This window comes from Phycisphaeraceae bacterium (genome assembly GCA_020639155.1).
GTDB lineage: Bacteria > Planctomycetota > Phycisphaerae > Phycisphaerales > UBA1924 > JACKHF01.
This window is the reverse complement of the sequence record JACKHF010000001.1, coordinates 2072056-2090565: the sequence shown is the minus strand read 5'-3', so window position 1 is coordinate 2090565 and position 18510 is coordinate 2072056. Positions and strand designations below refer to the sequence as shown.

Here is an 18510-nt window from a genome sequence, read left to right as displayed (position 1 = left end):
TCCTGTCTGTGTTAGTGCCGATCGTTATGCCAATGCGTCCAGAGCGAGACGAACCTGCCCCATGTCATCGCGCACCGTGTGCGCACTGACGAACTGCTCGGGCTCAAACGCAAACGCCGGGCCAGTCTCCGGCTCGATCAACTCGGAAGCTGAAAACTGCTGCTGCGTCCTGCCACGCCCGTTTCCGTTTGTATGGTTCTGATCCTGGAACTGCCCGTCTGTATTCCCGTGGCGTGCATCTACATCCTGCTGTGTATTCTGTTGCGCAGTTGGCTCACTCACAGCGTGCTTCTCGCCGGACGATACCAGTCTGACCTCGATCGACTCGACGCGCACATTGCGTTCTTCGAGCGACTGCTTAAGTTGGTCCACAGTCTGTGTCAGTGCGTCGTATGCGTGCTGCGTGGATGTTTCGATGGTCGCCTTTGCACTGCCATGGTGCAGTTGAAGTTGCACCTTGACGGTACCGAGCGTCTCCGGCGTGAGCTGGATCATGACGTTGCCGCCACGCCCCTTAAGCATCTGTCCGAGTGCTCCCTTGACCTGCGCTGTCATGCGATCTGCTTGTTCTGGCGAAGCTGCGGACTTCGATGCACCAGCCGATTTCAGCTGGAACATGGCTTTATTCGTGAGTTGCGATGATGTGCTCAAGCTGTGGTGACCACTCGAACCGGTCGAACCATTTGAGTGCTGCGCACCAGCCCCACCACTATTCGCTTCAACCGGTTTCACTGCAGACGCACTTGCAGCAACATGTGACTGCATATTCGCGATGCTTACTGGTTGTGAACTGGTTTGGATCTGTCCTGGCGCAACAGCAATGTGCTGAGACTGGCTTGCTGTTGAATCAGACACATGCCGCGAACCACTTGATAGAGTTGCCTGTAGTGTTGTAGATTCTTCGGCACGTTGTGTGAGCATCTCAGTCGCAGGTTTGTCCATCCACGATTCTGCGGCTTGCTTTGCGACGGATCGTTGCAAGGCGGGCTCTGTCGAGGATCGATCAAACGAGGCGCGACGAACCGGCTCTGACTGCATCTGTGCTTGTGTCGCATCTCGCATATCAGACGCAGAATCCATGTCGTGCTTTGCGCGCTCATCACGAAGCTGCTGCGCACGATCTGCGCGACCGGAATCGTCAAAGATGCCGAACTCCGCACCTGCTGCACCCGAAGCAGCGTGCTGCTCGTGCTGGTTGAGCGCAGTCGCTGAAGATGCGGACGCTGTTGACACGACATCAAGAAGCGCATCAAACGACGGCCGCAACGCAGTCTTTGCATCAAGTTGGGCACTGCCTGCGCTGCCGACAGCAGTAATGGCATCAGAAGGGGTCTGGACCTGCGGATTCAGGAACACTTGCATTCGTTACAACTCCCTGCTCGGGCACGGCTTGCCCGAACGTCTGGAGTTGCTTGAGCAATCGGCCTGCCAACTGCTCGTCCTGTCCGAGAATCTGGGTCAGTATCTGCGCGCGAAAGTCATCTTCCAATCCGTTTAGTACTGTCACCATCTGCATCTCTGCATCAAGAGAACTCCCCTCAATGAGGTTTGAACCGTTATGCATGTTGAGCAGAATCTGTGTTGCATCCGCTGGCTTCATTTCTGAGAGTGTTGCGAGTGTTTTTTTGAACTGTTTGATACCAACTGTTTCAGCAATGTCCTTCTGTTGCTGCTCGAATGCTTTCTGGCGTTGATTGATCTTGTCAAGCAAATCCTTCAGGGTGTTTTCTCTCATCGCAAGCTGATCACCCATCGTGCGTAGGTCTCGCTCAAGCCGCTGTTGACGTTGATGGTCCATCTCTGATAACTCGAGTTTGACATTCAGCAATGTCGCCGCATCGATCGGCTCGCCCGAATCGAGTTCACCCTCGCCGAGACTCGAGCTCAGTTCGGCTTCTGCCTCTGCTCGTGCGAGCGCTTGCTGGGCCTTTGCTTCCTTTGCCTTTTCTGTGTCTTCCTCAGCAATAGTCTGGCCAAAGACGGATTTGATCGCATTGACACGATCGGCATTGAGTCTGCCGCTTGCTGCGAGCCAGCCGACACCGAGCACAATCGCGATCAGATTCGCAACCGCCAGCACACACATGACATTCCACACATTCTTCATGCCGATTCCTCCACAGTGCTGCTGGCATTCGCAATCCGTTCAACAGCTCGTAATGCCTGCACCGCATCGTCAATCTGCAGCGTTTCCTTGTGCTGCAGTTCCTTCAGCCATGCCGATTTTCGTCGATCTCGCAGTTGTTCAATTGCCATGCGCTCTTTCGCCGCCTCTGCAAGCAGATCGCGAGCACGCTCAACGCCGGCAACCGCATCACCCAACTCGTCTTCGAGCTGCGCAACTCGTGCACGAATCGCACGGATCGCGACACTCTGCTGACGAAGTGATCGCAGATCCTCCGCATCGGATGCGGTCGCCGCAAGATCTCGCTGCACCTCCTGCGCAATTCGCTCATCTTCGCGTGCGAGTTGCAATCGCTCAGCTGCCTGCTGACGCAAATGTTCGCATTGCGAAAACACGAGCAGACATTCCCGCTCGTTGTGCGTTCGCACTTTCAACACCGATTCCATGGAGAAACGAAACTTCGGCATTACTCTGATCCTCCAAGGTCCGATGTGACTGCTTGCGCTGCTCTTCCAAGCATGTGCTCAAAGCTCTCGCGTTCCTCCATGGACTGCATCAGGACCGAGTCGATCGACGGCATCAGCGCGATCGCCCTGTCTGCAATCGGGTCCGACCCTTTCGCATACGCGCCGATCTGTACGAGTTCCTCAATCTCGCGGTACTTTGCAATGAGTTTTACGATCTCATTCCGCACGATGACATGCGATTTTTCAGCAATCTGGTTTGTGAGACGGCTGACACTGTCAAGAACGTCGATTGCGGGATAGTGTGCCCGCTGCGCCAGCTTGCGTGACAACATGATGTGGCCGTCCAGAATGCCCCGTGCAGCATCCGATACCGGCTCCGTCGTATCATCGCCCTCCATCAGAATCGTGTAGAGCCCGGTGATTGATCCTGACTGTGTTGCTTCGCTTTTCTCGACAGCGCCAGCACGTTCCATGATCGAAGCCATCAGCGAGAACACACTTGGTGTATACCCTCGCATGGTTGGCGGCTCGCCGGCTGCGAGCCCGATCTGACGCTGTGCGTGCGCAAGTCGCGTGATCGAATCCATCATCAGCATCACGTTCATGCCGCAGTCACGAAGATACTCCGCAGCAGAACAGGCGAGCAGCGCGGCACGAACTCGCAACGTCGGTGTTTCATCGCCGGTTGCAACAACCACAACAGATCGCTGCAGACCATCCCCCAGACTATCTTCAACGAACTCCCGAACCTCACGACCGCGTTCGCCAATCAACGCGATGACGTTCGCGTCCGCATCTGATTGTGTTGCGATCTGTCCGAGCAGCGATGACTTACCGACACCCGGCCCGGCAAAGATACCAAGTCGCTGGCCTCTACCCATCGGTGCCATGAGATCAATCGCCCGAACACCCGTGCGAATCGGTTGTGAGATTCTCGCCCGTCGCATCGCATGCAGCGGTGCAGGCTTCAATGGCACAGGTACAAGATCGGTCAGCGGACTTCCATCGTCGATGGGATCCCCCATTGCGTTGAGCACGCGACCGAGCATGGAGATGCCAACACACTGCACCATACCCGCGGCTTCCGCACGAACACGCTGGCCTACCCGAACACCTGTTGCATCTGACAGCAGCATCACAATAGCATGGGCGCTTTGCAAACCAACAACCTCACCGCGTACACACGCTGTAGCGCCCTCTGATCGATCACATCCGATCGAGACCAGCGTGCCCACGGGCGCAATCAGACCGGATACCTCGAGTGTGAGCCCTCGCACCGCGGACACAATGCCACTCACCGCAATCGTCTCGCAGTGTTGGGCAAGCGATGATGGCGCATCGAAGAGGTCAACCATCAACGCGCTCCGTTTGGTCTGCGTGCAGATCAAGCCCGGGCACTATCACTTCAGCAAGGCGATCGAGTTGTGTGCCAATAGATGCGTCAACCTCTGTTCCTGCGCTTGTCCGGATGACACAAGACCCGCGTGGAAGTGACTCATCAACCTCAATGCGAACTGCCGTATCGTGTCCGAGCCTGCTCGCTATATCCTCCGATGCCCTGTACAGCACATCACCCGAAGCAGTATCCGTTCGAATAACGACGGCGGTGGCTTTCACAATATGTTGGAGTGCGTTGTCGAGAATGTTCTCAATAGTTGACGGGTCGTGCTCAACAACGCGCTGCACAACTCGTGAAGCAAGCATGACAGCGAACGCAACAAGGTCCTGCCTGGCCTGTGTCATCGCATCTGCGCACGCCGCCTCGAACCGACCAACCGCCTGCGACCATGCGTGGCACATTGCTGCGATATTGTCGCTTGCTTCCTCGTGCGCCTGTATCACACCACGTTCTTTCCCTTGCGCCAGTCCATCGATCTGTCCCTGCTCGAATCCTCGTTTGTACCCCTCCTCTCGTGCGGTTGAGATAAGACGCTCACGCTCTCTCCCTGCGGCTTCGATGGTTTCGAGTGCCTGCTGTTCCGCAGCTTCGCGCAGCGCGTGCGCCTGCCTCGCGATATCGTCAAGGCGCAGACCGATGGCATCTCGCACGACCTGCTCTGCCACTGGATTGCGGATCACCGTCATGCGCACCACCAATCAAACGATCATGTCGTCCGTACCGCGTCCTTGGATCATGACATCGCCGGACTCTTCGAGCCTGCGCACCACGTCCACGATGCGCTGCTGCGCACTCTCGACATCGGAGACACGCACCGGTCCCATGAACTCCATTTCCTCCTGGATAAGCTGGGCTGCACGCTCTGACATGTTTGAGAAGATCTTCTTCTTGAGATCCTCCGATGCTGTCTTGAGTGCAACCGCAAGCTCGTTGTTGTCGATCTCCTTGAGCACGTTCTGGATGCCCTTGTCGTTGACGAGCTTGACATCCTCGAAGACGAACATGAGCCTGCGGATCGACTCGACCAGATCAGGGTCATCGACTTCCAGTCCTTCCATTATCGTCTTCTCACTGGAACGATCGGCAAGGTTCAGAATTTCTGCAACGGTCTCGACTCCACCAGCCTTTTCCATCGACTGGCTGAGCATGTTGCTCAGACGCTGTTCGAGCCCCTGCTCAACCTCGCGAATCACTTCCGGATTCGTCTGGTCCATGTTCGCGATGCGCTTGATCACCTCAAGCTGCTTCTTCATTGGGAGGCCAACGATGACTTCTGCGGCCTTATGGTGTGGCAAATGGCATACAACCAACGCAATGGTCTGCGGGTGCTCATCCTGGATAAACGTCAACAAGCTGTCCGACTCTGCGCGCTGAAGAAAGCTGAACGGTGACTTCTGCACCTGTGTCTGGATCTGTGCAACCATGCGTTCAGCCTGTGTTGGATCCATCGAGTTCTGTAGAAGCGTCTTTGCAAAGTCAAGATTTCCCTCTCCAACAAACTTGCTCGCGAGTGTCTGATCATAAAACTCACGTACAACACCATTCCGCAGATCGGATGTCACTGATCCGAGACTTGCAAGCTCGCGCGAGAGTTCCTCAACCTCTTCGTACTCCATTTTGCGCAGAAGCCCAGCAGCATCATCGCGTCCAATAGCAAGCACCATGATGGCTGCCTTTGTCAGACCTCCCAGATCGCCAATGCTTTCGGGAAGTGGTTCGTGCGGTTTGCGTGCCATTGTGAGTCCTCGCTTCTTACGTCAAACGATCCTCGTTAACCCATCGGCGGATGACATTCGAAACATCATCGGGCTGGTTTTTCACGAGTTCACGAATCTGCTCGAGCATGCGCGTCGACTCGAACTCATCGTCGGCAACTTCAACAGCTTCAAGCACGCCATCGGACTCGCCCGCTTCACCAACAAGATCAGACTCGGCAAGCAGCGATGGCGGGATGCCTACCAACTCCTCGATCGGCGGCAACTCAACCCTCTTGCCTGCTTTCTTCACCATACCCACCATCATGAACAGCGATACAACGGCGAGCACGCCAAGCACTGCCTTCTCAATCATCCCGCGCGATGCGAGTGTGCTCACCATGCCGGTCACCCCTGCAGCTTGATCACTCGCACCCGATCCCATCACTTCTGGCACCGTGTCAATTGGAATGAGCGATACGCTCACAATCCCTTCTGACGATGCACCACTCGTTCCGTCCACTATGGTCAGGTGTGGCAGAATAAGGCTTTCGATTTCCGGCTTGAGTGCTGTTGCAAATGCCTGCTCAACCTGCGTGATAACGTCTGGAGCGGTTGGGTCGAAGTCTTCGTCGCGCGTGACACCGGGAGCAATCGTCGCGTACCACCCGCGGGGAACATTGATTGACGCAACAAGGCGTGTTGCGCGACCGCCTGGATCAATGCTTGATGTGTGTGTGTATCCGAACTGATTTTCGTATGTTTTTTCGTCGACAGCGCCCTCTGTCGAAGAGCCGCTGGAGCCAGAACCAAGTGTTGGGTCGTCGGACACGTTTGCTGTCAGACCTGTGCCCGTGCGAGGTCGGGATGACGACGATGATTGCGAATCCGTGCTCGTCTTCTGCTTCAGAGAGACTGTTCCCTCGCCACTGGGACTGTACGAGCGCTGCTCTGTCGTGCTGCGCGTCACGTCCACCTGGGCGGAAACTGCAACCGTGACACCCGGCACAAACGCCAGAAGATCAAGCAGCTTTTCTCTGACCTGGTTCTCAATCTTGGTCTGGTGCTCCAGGTATGTACCAGCAATCGCATCATCTTCGGATCGCGCACTGTACTGTCGACTTGTCCTCGCATCGATCACGCGCACATCTTCTGGATTCAGTCCAGCCTTGGAACCTGCAACGAAGGAAGCGATCGCGTCCACAGTAGATTGCGACAACGTGCCGGAACGCGTTTTGACCGTGACGGACGCAGTTCCTCGTGTACGTGGATCACCAAGACTCTGCCTGTCCGGCACATCGATAAAGACGTTCGCCTTTTCAACGTTATCCCATTGGGTAATCCAGCGGGAGAGTTCGTTCATCAGTGCGATGTTGCTTGCCTGTCTGTGCTGCTGGCTGGTCTGCCACATGGTCTGCTTGTCGAGCAAGTTTGTAAAAAGAATCGATGTGTCTGCTGGAAGCAGTTGCTGCTCGCCAAGCTTGCTCAGCACGTACCTGCGGTCATCAGCGGGCACAAGCAACTCGCTGCCCTTGATCTCGTGTGGAATATTTGATGATTCAAGAAAGCCGGATACCTGATCAATCGTTGCTGCATCCTGGGTCGTAGGAAAGAGCGGAACGTAGGTCGGCTTTGACGAGTACTGTCGAACAAGAAACAGGCCCATGATGACAATGACCGCCAGTGACGCGAGCAGCAACCGCGCCGTTGGTGAAACACTTCCAAAGTGCTTCTGGACATTGTCCATCATGATCCGCAACTGCTTCAAGTCGGCCGCCTCCTGCTGCCTGTACGACATCCTGTCCCAGCTCCGCCGGGTTGCCTGCTGATTCTCGGTTCAATCAGCACACTTTCGCGCAAGAAAAAGGATACAGGGTTCTGATATTGCGCTGGAGCGCAAAAATCGACACAAGACCTGTCTCCATAATGAGATAGAGCAACCATTGCCACGCCAGAGGAATCCCTGGCATGGTGGTATTTGAAACACCATGTCACAATATACTCACACGCGGAGTTGCTGAAGCTCCTGGTAGGCTTCGACAAGCTTGTTTCGCAGCGCAAGCAGCATCCTGAATGCGGTATCTGCCTTCTGCGTCTCGATCATGACTCCCTCAACATCGTCGCGCATCCCCGACATCAACTCTTCCTGGGCTAGCGCTGCTCCCTGCTGCATCTCATCAACGTGCTCGATATTCCGTTTGAGTGAATCAACGAACGACGCGGCTCCAGAAGGAACCTGCACGCGAGCGCTCTGCACCTGAGAAGTTGTCGGGCTGCCGATCAGCCCAAGTGAGTCAATCATGTCCGGGCTCCGCCCATCTCACACGCTTCAATACAGCAACGATCCCCGACTGCTGTGCAAACACCCATTTACTTTGTCCCGCTGATCCGAAGCTGCGCCATTGAGCCCAGCAACTTCAGCGCTTCCTCAGCGCTGTTGAGTCCTTGCTCAACCTTCGCAATCGCGTCCGGCTTGTGCTCCGCAACCGCCTGGGCGGAGTTACTGACCATCTGCTCGAGCTTTGCGAGTTGATCAATCTGCGCGCGCAGCTGTGCTTTGAACGCATCCGGATCGGACGCGGCCTGCCGCTTTGCCTGATCGGGCTTCGATGCAGCCTGTAACGCACTGATGATGCCGAGTGGATCACCCATCAGATCTACCTCATCTCAGAACTCCGGCTCTACGCGATCAAACGGATCGCTTGAGCCATCATCGCTTTGGTTGCTTCTGCCGCAACAACATTCGCCTCATATGACCGCAATGCTTCCATTGCGTCAACCTGTTCCGTAATCGGATCAATGTCGGGCATCGGAACATATCCAGCGTTCGGCCCATCCTTGTACGCAAGCGGATGCGACGGATCGTGCTTCAGCCGAATCGCATCCGGATTCGCCCATACCTCCTTCACGTGAACACCCATATCGCGCCCGCTTGCGTGCGTGGCGTTCGGGTCGCCAGCCTCAAAGATCGCAAAGCGTCTGCGATATGGATTCACGTTCCCTTCGGCATCAAGAATCGCTTCGCGCCCCGCAAGGTTGGCCGAGATAACGGTCATCCGCGTGCGTTCGGCGATCATGCCGCTGGTCGAGATGTCAAGTGCGCCGTACATGGTGTCTCATCCGTGTGTTGTCTCTGTTCCTATGGCCGTTCTGTAATCGCTGCTCGCAGCAGGTCAAATCGAGATCGCAAGAGGTCCGACGCAAGCCTGAACATGCCCACGTTCTCGGCGACATCCTGCATGAGTCTTTCGACGTCGCGATTGTTCCGATCGTGGAAGAGCACGTTGCCGCTATCAGCCTTGGGCTCTGCGAGCATGCGTCCGCTGCGAGAGAGGGAGATCTCGTCGGTATCACGCCACGGGAGTGAGTCGTTCCCGGGCGATGTTGGACGCTCATACTTCTTCTGCACTGCCTCGGAGAGCGCAGCCTGAAAATCGGAAACGGACAAATCCTTCTGCTCGAAGTTCGGTGTGCTCAGGTTTGCGATATTGTGCGCCAGGATCTCCTGCCTGCGCGCACTGAACCGCATCGCCATCTCAAGCGTCTGGATTGATCCGGAGTTGGCGATATCCTGCGCGATCATGGTGAAGCTCCCGCAAAGTGCATGCCGGGAAGAACATGCTCATTTCTGCGCGTCGCAATCACAGTGACGCGGGAACAAGCTGCTCTTCCTTCCACTTCTTGAGCTTCAGACCCAGCGTACGAACGCCAATATCGAGCGCTTCGGCGGTCTTTGCGCGATGCCCGTTGAACCGGCGCAATGTCTGCACGATGGCTTCGCGCTCCATCTCTTCCAGTGTCGTGTTGGGCGGGATCATGAGACGCGGAGCCTGCATCGGTTCGTGCCCATAGTCTGACATAGAGTGTCCGATCGAACTGGCCGCCGACTGACCAATTGGAGCGTGTGAGCCATTTGGTTTCGGTTCAACCTGCGATGCGTACCGCCCACCCGTCAGGATAGCGTTGCCAAGGCCGCCAACGATCGTGTCGAGCGGATCCTGATCCGCATTCTCGATTGCACCAAGCCACGGCTCGATAAGAGTGCGTGTGATGACAGTTGCACCGGTACCGTTTGAGAGCACCACTGCACGCTCGCAGATATTCTGCAGTTCGCGCACGTTGCCGGGCCACTGGTACGAGGACATCAGTTCCATCGCTTCAGGCTCAATCGCGATCGGCTCACGACCTTCGCGCGCACAGATCCGTGTGATAAATGTTTCAACCAGTGCTGGCACGTCTTCAAGACGATCGCGCAGCGGCGGCAAATGGATCGGCACCACGTTCAGGCGGAAGAACAGGTCCTGACGGAACTGCCCAGCCTGCACCGACTTTGGCAGATCACGATTGCTCGTTGCGAGCACGCGGACATCAACACCAATTGTGGTAGATGACCCGACGCGCTCAAACATGCGTTCCTGGAGTACGCGGAGCAGCTTTGCCTGGATGCTCAGACTGACCTCGCTCACCTCATCGAGCAGCAGCGTCCCGGTGTTTGCAAGCTCGAAACGTCCCTTGCGCATCTTGTCCGCGCCTGTGAATGCACCCTTCTCATGACCGAACAGTTCGCTCTCGAGCAGCGACTCGCTGAGTGCTGCGCAGTTCACTGCAAGGAATGGATTCTCGGCACGCGAGCTCAGATCGTGGATCGCCTGCGCCACCACTTCCTTACCGGTGCCAGACTCTCCAACAATCAGCACGTTGGACTGCGAGTCAGCTACAGCCTTGATCTGTTCCTTCACTCGACGGATTGCTGGAGAGTTTCCAACAATGCGATCAAGACCACGTATTCCGCATGCTTCGGTACTTGGTGACGATGTAGCCGATGCACCCGCCCGGAGCAGCGCGTTCTCGCGAAGCACGCTCGCGTGCTGGATGGCACGTTTGACGGAAATGATCAGTTCATCGCCCTCGAACGGCTTCGTCACATAGTCGAACGCACCGTTGCGCATTGCTTCGACGGCTGTCTCAACGGTGCCGAATGCTGTCATCAGGACGATTGGAAGTTCGTCGTCGAACTGACGGATACGCTCGATGAGTTCAAGCCCGGAGAGCCCCGGCATCTTGAGGTCGGTGACCACCGCATCGGGCCTGCGCTCAGCGATGGAAGCGAGTGCAGATTCGCCATCGGTTGCGGTGATTACTTTCATTCCAGCGCGTCCGAGGGTGGCGGCCACGCTGTCACGCATCATCTCTTTGTCATCGACTACAAGTACCGTTCTCATCGCGCCTATCTCCTGCGCTGGTCTGCCCGCTCATCCTGGCGGGGTGTGGATGTCAACCTGCCTGGCGAACCAGACCCTGTGTCACGAATACCTCGTGCTGCTGTCCATTCGTCCGAATATGGTCGTTTTCTTTACAATCAACGCGCAAATTTGTGCGCAGCGTGCTGGACCTGTTCGGCAGCGCAAGTTTGACGCATGCTCCGCCAAGCCGCTGTGAAGCACCAATGTGGATCTCGCCACCGTGGGCATCCATGATCCGATGCACGATCGCCAATCCGAGACCGGTTCCCGTGTGGCGTGTTGTAAAGAAAGGGTTGAAAATCCGGTCCCGAACCCCATCCGGGATACCCGGGCCTGCATCTTCAATCACGATGATTGCCCGACCAGCATCGTCTGACTGCGCACCGATGCAGATCCAGGGTTGATCAACTCTGTTCTCATTCATCGCTTCGATTGCGTTGCGGATGACGTTGATCATCGCCTGCTCAAGCAGGTCCGCATCGCACGTCAGGACCAGCGATCGGATGGAGTCATCCACTTCGATGCTCACCTTGTGCTCGGTATCTTCAACGCCGGGGAGTGAAAGTGCGATGGCACGGTCCACGATGCACTCAGCATCAACATTGTCCAGCCGTGCGCTGCACTCACGAGCAAACGAGAGGACATCCCCCACGATCGAGTTCAACCGACGCACCGAACCGCGAATGCGATCGGCAAGCACCTGCTGCTGCGGTTGTGTATCCAGATCCTCAAACAGAATGCGTGCATCAAGCCCGATAGATCCAAGTGGATTGCGGATCTCGTGGGCGATGCCTGCTGCCATCTCACCGAGTGCTGCGAGCCTGCGCGAGCGAGCAAGTTGCTCGTTTGCCTCATGGAGTTCTGCACGAAGATGTGAGACTTCATCCCGCAATGATCGCTGCGAAGATTCCAGCCTCGCTGTCACCGTGTGGAACATCGCCATGAGATCATCCATCTCATGCGCATTCTCAACATCAACGGATTGTTCGAGACGGTCGTCACTCATGCCTGGGTGTCCTGAAATCTTGCGGTATTTCCTGTTTTCTTATTGCCATACGCGTTTAAGGCAGTGCGTGTCTTCTGTGCTCCGAGGAGTTCCTCCTGCACAGCGGACTTGCGGGATTTCAGCGTTTCTGCTGCTTTTTCGTCGGCATCCGCTACCTGCTCGGCCATGGTCCGAAGTTCGTCGATCGACTTCTCGATGCGAGCACGCGTCGACTCGTCGAATCCATCGACAAGCTGGTCCCACACATTGCGGTATGGCTTGAAACACTTGTGCTGGGCGACCAGTTTGTCGACCACCGTCTGACGCTCTGTCAGCACGCGCAGCAGCAGATTCGTATCCTGCAACTCAATCGCATGCATCTGGCGCTTGGTTAATGCGACAAGGCTTGTGTACAGGTACTTCTCGACCCGCAGTGCATCATCGACAATACCAATCCGTGAAGCCACCGTTCGAGGAAGCGAGAAACCGAGAGCATTTTGTTCCGGCTTTGTATCTGTCTGTGTGTTGCTGGACATCAGTGTCATTGGTGTGCTTCTCTTTTCAGGGTTCTCTTACTCACCGGATCCCGCTTGGGCCTGTCTGTTCATCTCAAGCAATCGATAGCTCGATTCGAGCCACTGCTCCCACTGCGTTATCCCCATCGGCAGATCCGGGTTATCCCACGCACTATCCGGGATGCGCTCAAGGAAGGCCTTTGCTGCGTTGTTGGTCTGGCGAGCGCGTTCAAGCTGCCCAAGTTCGAGATACGCGTTGAACACCTGCACAAATGCAACCAGCGACGCGGGGTCATCTCTGAACCGGTTTCTTGCGGTGACATACATGTCTATCGCGCGTTCAATCTGCCCGAGTGCCATCGCGCAATCGCCACGATAGAAGTACGCATTCCGCAGATAGATCTGCTCCATCGTCGTCAGCCTGCGCCATTCTTTCTCTTCGAGCGTATCAATCACACGATCAAACGCTTCGATCCCCTGGAGAAGGCGTTCCTGGCGCTGAGCAGCAAACTGCTGGCGGAGTTCCTCGGGCATCGCTTCGATTGTGATCTTGTCGTTGATCTGCTCTGCGTCGAGTCTCGCAGCATCGCCGAGCTTGAAGCTGACCTCTGTCCGGCGCGGATCGTCGGGATACCGCTGCATCGCTTCATCAAGCCTCGCGACCGCATCAGCATTCCGTCCAAGCCTGTAGTAGAAGAATCCCAGCTCAATCAAGGCATCGTGGTAAATCTTTGATGTTGGATCGCCACGATGGCCGCTGACCGCATCTGTCAGCAGCAGTTCGGCATCCTCATCATTTGATGCATCGGTGTCAAGCAGCAAACATGCTGCAAGCGGCACGTAGCTCTGCTCGGCGAACGGTCCGACACCCTTGCCAAGATCCGGATCACGAGCACGCTCAATTAGACTTCGATATCTGTTTGCTGCAAGTTGGTATTCTCCACGAGCCTGATCCATCTGCGCAACACGGAACTCTGCTTCTGCACGTCTGGGGTCGTCCGGTGCGCTTGCAAGAAAGTCGTGCAATGCCTGAAGCGCTTGGGGATGGTCACCCGCTTTATTGTAAGCATTTGCTGCTGACCACAGCATCTCAATAAAGAGGTGTGGGTCGCTCAGGACACTCCGCTCTGCCGCAAGGCGGTAGTGTGCGCCAGCAGCACGCAAGTGTCGTCGCGCACTCTCTCGAGTTTCGGGAGCAATGTCGGCAAGGTCTACCGGACTTGCATTCTCTAATATCGCTCCATTGAGTACGGCTTCGCCCTCGCCGTAGTTTGCTCTTGCAAGCAGTTCCAACAATGTGAGTGAAGCATTCTCGATACCGATAGCGTTCCTCGCAAGCATCGCAAAGCGCAGCGCGGTCGATGGTTCTTCTCGTTCTACGCGATCCTGCGCAACCCGTTCAAGCTGCGTGACCACGTCTTCCATTGTTACCATAGATGATGTGGTCTGTGTTTTCTGGCTTCGCTCGTTGATCAACGCGATCAGCTTTTCAAATGCGGCAACCGCTGCCTCGTCGGAGTGCAACCCAGCCTCTGTCATTGCAAGACCAAGCTGCGCGTGGATTGCCTGCTCGCTACCGGGAAAATGTTTGGTCACATGCAGGTACCGATCCCGCGCTGAATCGGTATTTCCCATGCTCTCTTCAACCTGTGCGAGCTGGACAAGAGCTTCTGAACCCAACTGACCCTGTGCTTCCAGCAGGGTGTTGGCACGCTCAAGCTGGATCAGCGCATTTGGATAGTCACCCTTCTGCTTGTACGCTTTACCAAGCAGCAACTGCAGCTCACCTCGCTCGTCAACAGACGCACGGTCAGCACGTGGAATCCAGCGCAACAGATGCCGCAGGGCATCGTCATTGAGCCCTGATGCAAGCAACAACTCCGCCCGCCGCGCCTCGGACCACGCACGATCATTGATCTCCAGCTTCTGATCTTCACCGAACAGATTGATCAGCATATATGCGTCGTCAGTCCTGCTGTTGTCGATTGCTGCACGAATACCGCGACGCATAAGTTCACGCTGAAGCTCGGTATCATCTTCACCAAAGGTTTCTGTAAGTTGTGGTAACCGATCAAACCATTCAAGGCTGATGAGCGTGTTGCCAACAAAGTATCGATCCCGCGCACTAAGCTTCCCTGCATAGCGTTCCGCATCGCGATACTCGGTCAGAATCGCTTTATGTTGCTGTTCGTCGCCTGTGCCCTGTTCACGCATGCCAATATACAGCGCACGCGCACGCAGCACATGGAACCGTGCCCGGTTTCGTGCACCAAACGACTTCTTGTGCGCATACGGCAGCACCTTGTTGTTCAGTTCGTCGAGTGCTTCTGTGTAGGCATCCTGCTCGATCTTCTGCTCTGCACGATCAAGCATCCCACGATAATCTGGACTTGGGGCGGTGAGTGTTGCATAGGCAAGACCACCAACCAGGAGCAGCCCGCTCATAACCATCGCGGGGATTTCCCACGATCCAAGCAACCGCTCAAATGCCGATGACGCATCGTTCGCACGATCGGGTGCTTCGGGAGAAGTGTCTGGTTGGACTGCGTCCTTCTTCGCCATCCATGGCCTCAGTGTTGCACCACCACATCACGATCCCTCGGGCATCCTGCCATCATGAATCGGATGTTCTTGCGCATCAATCGGTTGTTTGCGCTGCGCAGGATTCGCCGAGGATACAGCCATGTTATATGGACCAAGGCAACGGTTGAAAACCAAGAGTCTGCTCTCAAGTGCTGTGCTGCAAAGCTGGCTTCTTAAGCCTCATCTGACTGATTGTTCTGACGACGATCCGGATCAGGAGCCTCGGCACCCAGACGATCAATCATCGAAACAACCTCTGTTTGCGCGATCATGTCGCCCTGATGACGAGCCCGTGCGGTCAACAGTCCCCACATCGCCACAGGAGGACACAGCCAGCGAACACCATTTCGTGCGGCGGCCTGCATGAAAGTAGGTTTCTGAGGCGGGGATGCCTCCTCAACGACAAGCTGGACAACCTCACAGGTTGTCATCGACTTGCCGAGCGTTCTACCGAAGGCAAACTCAGTCAATGTGCTATACAGAAACCCGATGACAGCTACAAGCATGAGATGCGACAGACTCGCCCAAAGTACGCCGCCATCATCGACAAGTGCAAAGTCCAACTGCTGCAGGAAGTACTGAATGAACTCGACCAATGCGGAAACAAAGACGACATCCAACATACCCGCAAGAAGTCGTTGGCTGCGAGATGCACGAATCCGGTGTGCTGGCAGGTGTGTTCTATTCCGCTTTGGTTCAGGCTGAAGCGCGATCAGGAGCGAACCAATGGTGAGCATCACCAGCATGAGCGTCGCAACCTGAAGCTCCCACTTTGCGATGGGGCCGCGCAGGTTCAAGACACCCCGGAACAGCTCTATCACGGCGTTGCCCGATACCTGCAGTTCAACAACGGTCGGCATGTGATCGAGAGACGAGTCCTGCTCCCGTCGATCCCATGCAAGCACCACGGACGCGTTTCCATCGAGTGAGAACGCCTTTGCGTCAGCTGGCACATCCTGAACCGATCCGGCACGCTGGAATGCGTCGCCCATCCATGTGTGCAGGACATACTCAGAGTCGTTTCCTTCGGTTTGTTCTACCGAGACAATCGCTGGCTCACCCTGCAACGAAATCATTGAGATTGCAGTTGAAGTTGCAGCACCTAGTGGAGCCTGTTTCAAGGTCCAATCGCTCGATTGCTCGCCATATCCCGGAAGCTGCTCCCATGCCCACCACACTGCGTGCTCAGACGTTGCATAGCCGATCATCGGGCCCTGCTGGCCTACAAGAAGCACACAGTCAGTCCCCGTGGGTATCTGGAAACCATTCGGTAGATCGCGCTCAGTCCATTGTGCATCTTTTAGCACCATGAATGTATATGCAACACCGACACCGGATGACCCATCTTCCGCTGGCTGAGAACGCATCAGGACACTGAGACCCATCTCGGTCGCAGCAAATCCGATGATCTCGCCGTGATCAGGTATTGCGGGCATGGCGTCAAGCCGTCCGGGCTCGCTTCTCCCCCATGAGTTGCCGTACGGCATCGGAAGAACGTGCAAGGACATGACCGCATGACGCCACGTCGGTTGATCGTCGATCGCAATCCGATCCGAGAAAACAAAGTAAAACATGCGTTCTCGTGCTGCTATCCATGTCGGCATCTCAGACAGGCGCATCACAAGCTCCGCTCGTCCGGGTTCGTTCTCCATCGTGCGGTTCTTTGCTGCACGAATCTTCTCGCGTGGGGGCAGATGGAACACACCGATACGTCGAGGCTCCTGCCCAATCGATGCGAGCGGATCAATGTCACCGACGGGCATCACAATCCATCCGTGCGTTTCGGCAGCATCTGTAAGCTCTGCGCTGGGAGGCGATGAAGCAACGAGCACCTGCGCACGCGTGCAAGCTGCACACCACACCACAAGCACCGCGATCGAAACACGCGCACACATCTGCCAATATGGGAAAGGCACACGACGCACGCTACAGCCCTGACCCAAACTCTGATGGAAGCGGCACCCTGATCGCCTCGACAGGTGTTTCATCCAGATTCACAACATCCCGTATTGAGTATTTCTCGATCAGGTAGTCGACATCAAACGCGCGATCCTGTCTGCGATCCCAGCTTCGTGTTGTGGGGCTGTAGATTGTCAGCTTTGCACGCGCATCGGAACCTGCAAATGTGATCTCGGCCGAACTTGCCACGCGCGGCTGATCCTTCTCAAGAACCATCGCAATATCAACCGACACCGGCTCGCCAAGCACGCTCCGCGCGATCTCATGACCCATCATGTCGTAGATCGCAACACCAATTGGTTGGTAGTCTCCCGGCGAGAACAGGATATCGCGAAAACCAAACTTTGACGGCACGGTCATCACAACTGCATTCCTAGAAGCGTCGCGATGCACTACATGCGTGCGTGCGGGATAGGACGGCACCTGAGTGATCGCAAGCAGGTCAAGCAGATCAAGTGGATGCACCGGCATTGCAAACCGGCCAACCCGATCTGGTGTGAATCGTACATGCTCGCCCACAAGCGCCTGCTTGTCTTCAAGCAGGTTCAGCCACCAGTACTTGTCGGTATTCGATCCGAGTATTGCAACATCCACTGCGCCTGCTTTCTGCAGATACAGGTACACATCATTCGGGCGCTTGAACCGGAGTGAACCTTCAACGTGGTCCTGCTGAGCTTGTCCGTCTGCATCCTTGTACCACATGCCGACAATAACACGGTTTGCCCGGAACTTTTCCAGCTGGGTGACTCGATCATTGTGGATCGCAGCAAGCTTGAGATACGAGGGCAGATCATTGGATAGTTCGCCGACCGGTCTCGCACCTGTCGCAGGTGTATCCGAATGCTTGTGACATCCACTCACAAGAAACACACACGTCAGACACGCCAGGATGCGCACTGGCAGTCTCATTGCGATTCCCCCTGCGACGCTGCAGACTGCAACGCGGGCTCAAGCTGAATCGCCACCCGCTCGATCTGCTCTGCTGTCAGCTTCGGCGTGGGAAGATCGATTTCTCGTTCGTACTCGGTGTGGTCCTTAACCATCACCTTCAACCGCATCGTCTCATTGGATGTGGACAGGATTCGCAGCTTACGCCGACGTGAAAGCATAAGTCCCAGCACGTATCGCAGCGCATTCGTCATCGCGCCAGCATGCTGTTCATCCTCATCCTCTGCATCGGGCGTGCTCTCGTGGTCCATCGCATCGCACAGTTCGATGAAAAGTTCGAGCGCATCGCCGTCAGCAACCAGCAGACCGCTGTGCTCCCCGGGTTCTCGTCGCTCCGTACGCCAGCTCGCAAAGACAGTGAGCGGCGGTTCGGGTCGTGCACCATCATCCCATGCTGCCTGAGAATAGTCCTGCCGTACAAAGGGATTTTTTTCATCGCTATCGGGGGACTCTGCCAGCACGGCGTAGTACATATCGCCGGGCGGAATCATGGCACCTGTTGATGCGCACACTCCGGTGGGTTTGAGAACTGGAAATGACTGGTTCGTGCCTGCTCTACTCACGGACAAGTCTACGTTCGCAAGCACGCAAA

18 protein-coding genes are annotated in these 18510 nt (G+C 55.9%); all 18 read right to left on the bottom strand.

Annotated features, from left to right (window positions below; all coding sequences use genetic code 11):
• Positions 1 to 24: 24 nt before the first annotated feature.
• On the bottom strand, positions 25 to 1362 hold the full coding sequence (locus tag H6815_08805) for a flagellar hook-length control protein FliK (GenBank protein MCB9860542.1): 1338 nt from the start codon (positions 1360 to 1362) through the stop codon (positions 25 to 27).
• A complete protein-coding gene (locus tag H6815_08800) occupies positions 1322 to 2107 on the bottom strand; it encodes a hypothetical protein (protein ID MCB9860541.1) in 786 nt (261 codons plus the stop codon). Before H6815_08800 ends, H6815_08805 begins: the two co-directional genes overlap by 41 nt.
• Positions 2104 to 2592, bottom strand: coding sequence for a flagellar FliJ family protein (locus H6815_08795; GenBank protein ID MCB9860540.1), 489 nt, complete (start codon positions 2590 to 2592; stop codon positions 2104 to 2106). Before H6815_08795 ends, H6815_08800 begins: the two co-directional genes overlap by 4 nt.
• Entirely contained in the window at positions 2592 to 3947 is a 1356-nt protein-coding gene (locus tag H6815_08790) for a FliI/YscN family ATPase (protein MCB9860539.1), read from the bottom strand. Before H6815_08790 ends, H6815_08795 begins: the two co-directional genes overlap by 1 nt.
• On the bottom strand, positions 3940 to 4677 hold the full coding sequence (locus H6815_08785) for a hypothetical protein (GenBank protein ID MCB9860538.1): 738 nt from the start codon (positions 4675 to 4677) through the stop codon (positions 3940 to 3942). The genes H6815_08790 and H6815_08785 overlap by 8 nt, the downstream gene beginning before the upstream one ends.
• Before the next feature lie 12 nt (positions 4678 to 4689).
• Complete coding sequence (gene fliG / locus H6815_08780; GenBank protein ID MCB9860537.1) at positions 4690 to 5727, bottom strand: flagellar motor switch protein FliG; 1038 nt, start codon at positions 5725 to 5727, stop codon at positions 4690 to 4692.
• A 16-nt stretch (positions 5728 to 5743) separates the two neighbouring features.
• A complete protein-coding gene (locus H6815_08775; GenBank protein ID MCB9860536.1) occupies positions 5744 to 7483 on the bottom strand; it encodes a hypothetical protein in 1740 nt (579 codons plus the stop codon).
• A 204-nt stretch (positions 7484 to 7687) separates the two neighbouring features.
• Positions 7688 to 7987, bottom strand: coding sequence for a flagellar hook-basal body complex protein FliE (fliE, locus tag H6815_08770; protein MCB9860535.1), 300 nt, complete (start codon positions 7985 to 7987; stop codon positions 7688 to 7690).
• Between the two features lie 68 nt (positions 7988 to 8055).
• Positions 8056 to 8337, bottom strand: a complete 282-nt coding sequence (locus tag H6815_08765; protein MCB9860534.1) for a hypothetical protein — start codon at positions 8335 to 8337, stop codon at positions 8056 to 8058.
• Positions 8338 to 8366: 29 nt separating this feature from the next.
• Positions 8367 to 8795 (bottom strand): flagellar basal body rod protein FlgC, encoded by a 429-nt coding sequence (gene flgC, locus H6815_08760; GenBank protein MCB9860533.1) that lies wholly within the window; start codon positions 8793 to 8795, stop codon positions 8367 to 8369.
• Between the two features lie 29 nt (positions 8796 to 8824).
• Positions 8825 to 9268 carry a hypothetical protein gene (locus H6815_08755; GenBank protein ID MCB9860532.1) on the bottom strand — a complete coding sequence of 148 codons (444 nt, stop codon included), beginning with the start codon at positions 9266 to 9268 and terminating at the stop codon, positions 8825 to 8827.
• Positions 9269 to 9326: 58 nt separating this feature from the next.
• Positions 9327 to 10907, bottom strand: a complete 1581-nt coding sequence (locus tag H6815_08750; GenBank protein MCB9860531.1) for a sigma-54-dependent Fis family transcriptional regulator — start codon at positions 10905 to 10907, stop codon at positions 9327 to 9329.
• A 52-nt stretch (positions 10908 to 10959) separates the two neighbouring features.
• Positions 10960 to 11934, bottom strand: a complete 975-nt coding sequence (locus tag H6815_08745; GenBank protein ID MCB9860530.1) for a GHKL domain-containing protein — start codon at positions 11932 to 11934, stop codon at positions 10960 to 10962.
• Positions 11931 to 12458: a hypothetical protein gene (locus H6815_08740; GenBank protein ID MCB9860529.1), complete on the bottom strand. Its 528-nt coding sequence runs from the start codon at positions 12456 to 12458 to the stop codon at positions 11931 to 11933. Before H6815_08740 ends, H6815_08745 begins: the two co-directional genes overlap by 4 nt.
• 27 nt (positions 12459 to 12485) lie before the next feature.
• A complete protein-coding gene (locus tag H6815_08735; protein ID MCB9860528.1) occupies positions 12486 to 14990 on the bottom strand; it encodes a tetratricopeptide repeat protein in 2505 nt (834 codons plus the stop codon).
• A 194-nt stretch (positions 14991 to 15184) separates the two neighbouring features.
• On the bottom strand, positions 15185 to 16906 hold the full coding sequence (locus H6815_08730; GenBank protein MCB9860527.1) for an RDD family protein: 1722 nt from the start codon (positions 16904 to 16906) through the stop codon (positions 15185 to 15187).
• Between the two features lie 31 nt (positions 16907 to 16937).
• Positions 16938 to 17879 carry a hypothetical protein gene (locus tag H6815_08725; GenBank protein MCB9860526.1) on the bottom strand — a complete coding sequence of 314 codons (942 nt, stop codon included), beginning with the start codon at positions 17877 to 17879 and terminating at the stop codon, positions 16938 to 16940.
• Entirely contained in the window at positions 17876 to 18481 is a 606-nt protein-coding gene (locus H6815_08720) for a hypothetical protein (GenBank protein MCB9860525.1), read from the bottom strand. The genes H6815_08725 and H6815_08720 overlap by 4 nt, the downstream gene beginning before the upstream one ends.
• Positions 18482 to 18510: the final 29 nt, after the last annotated feature.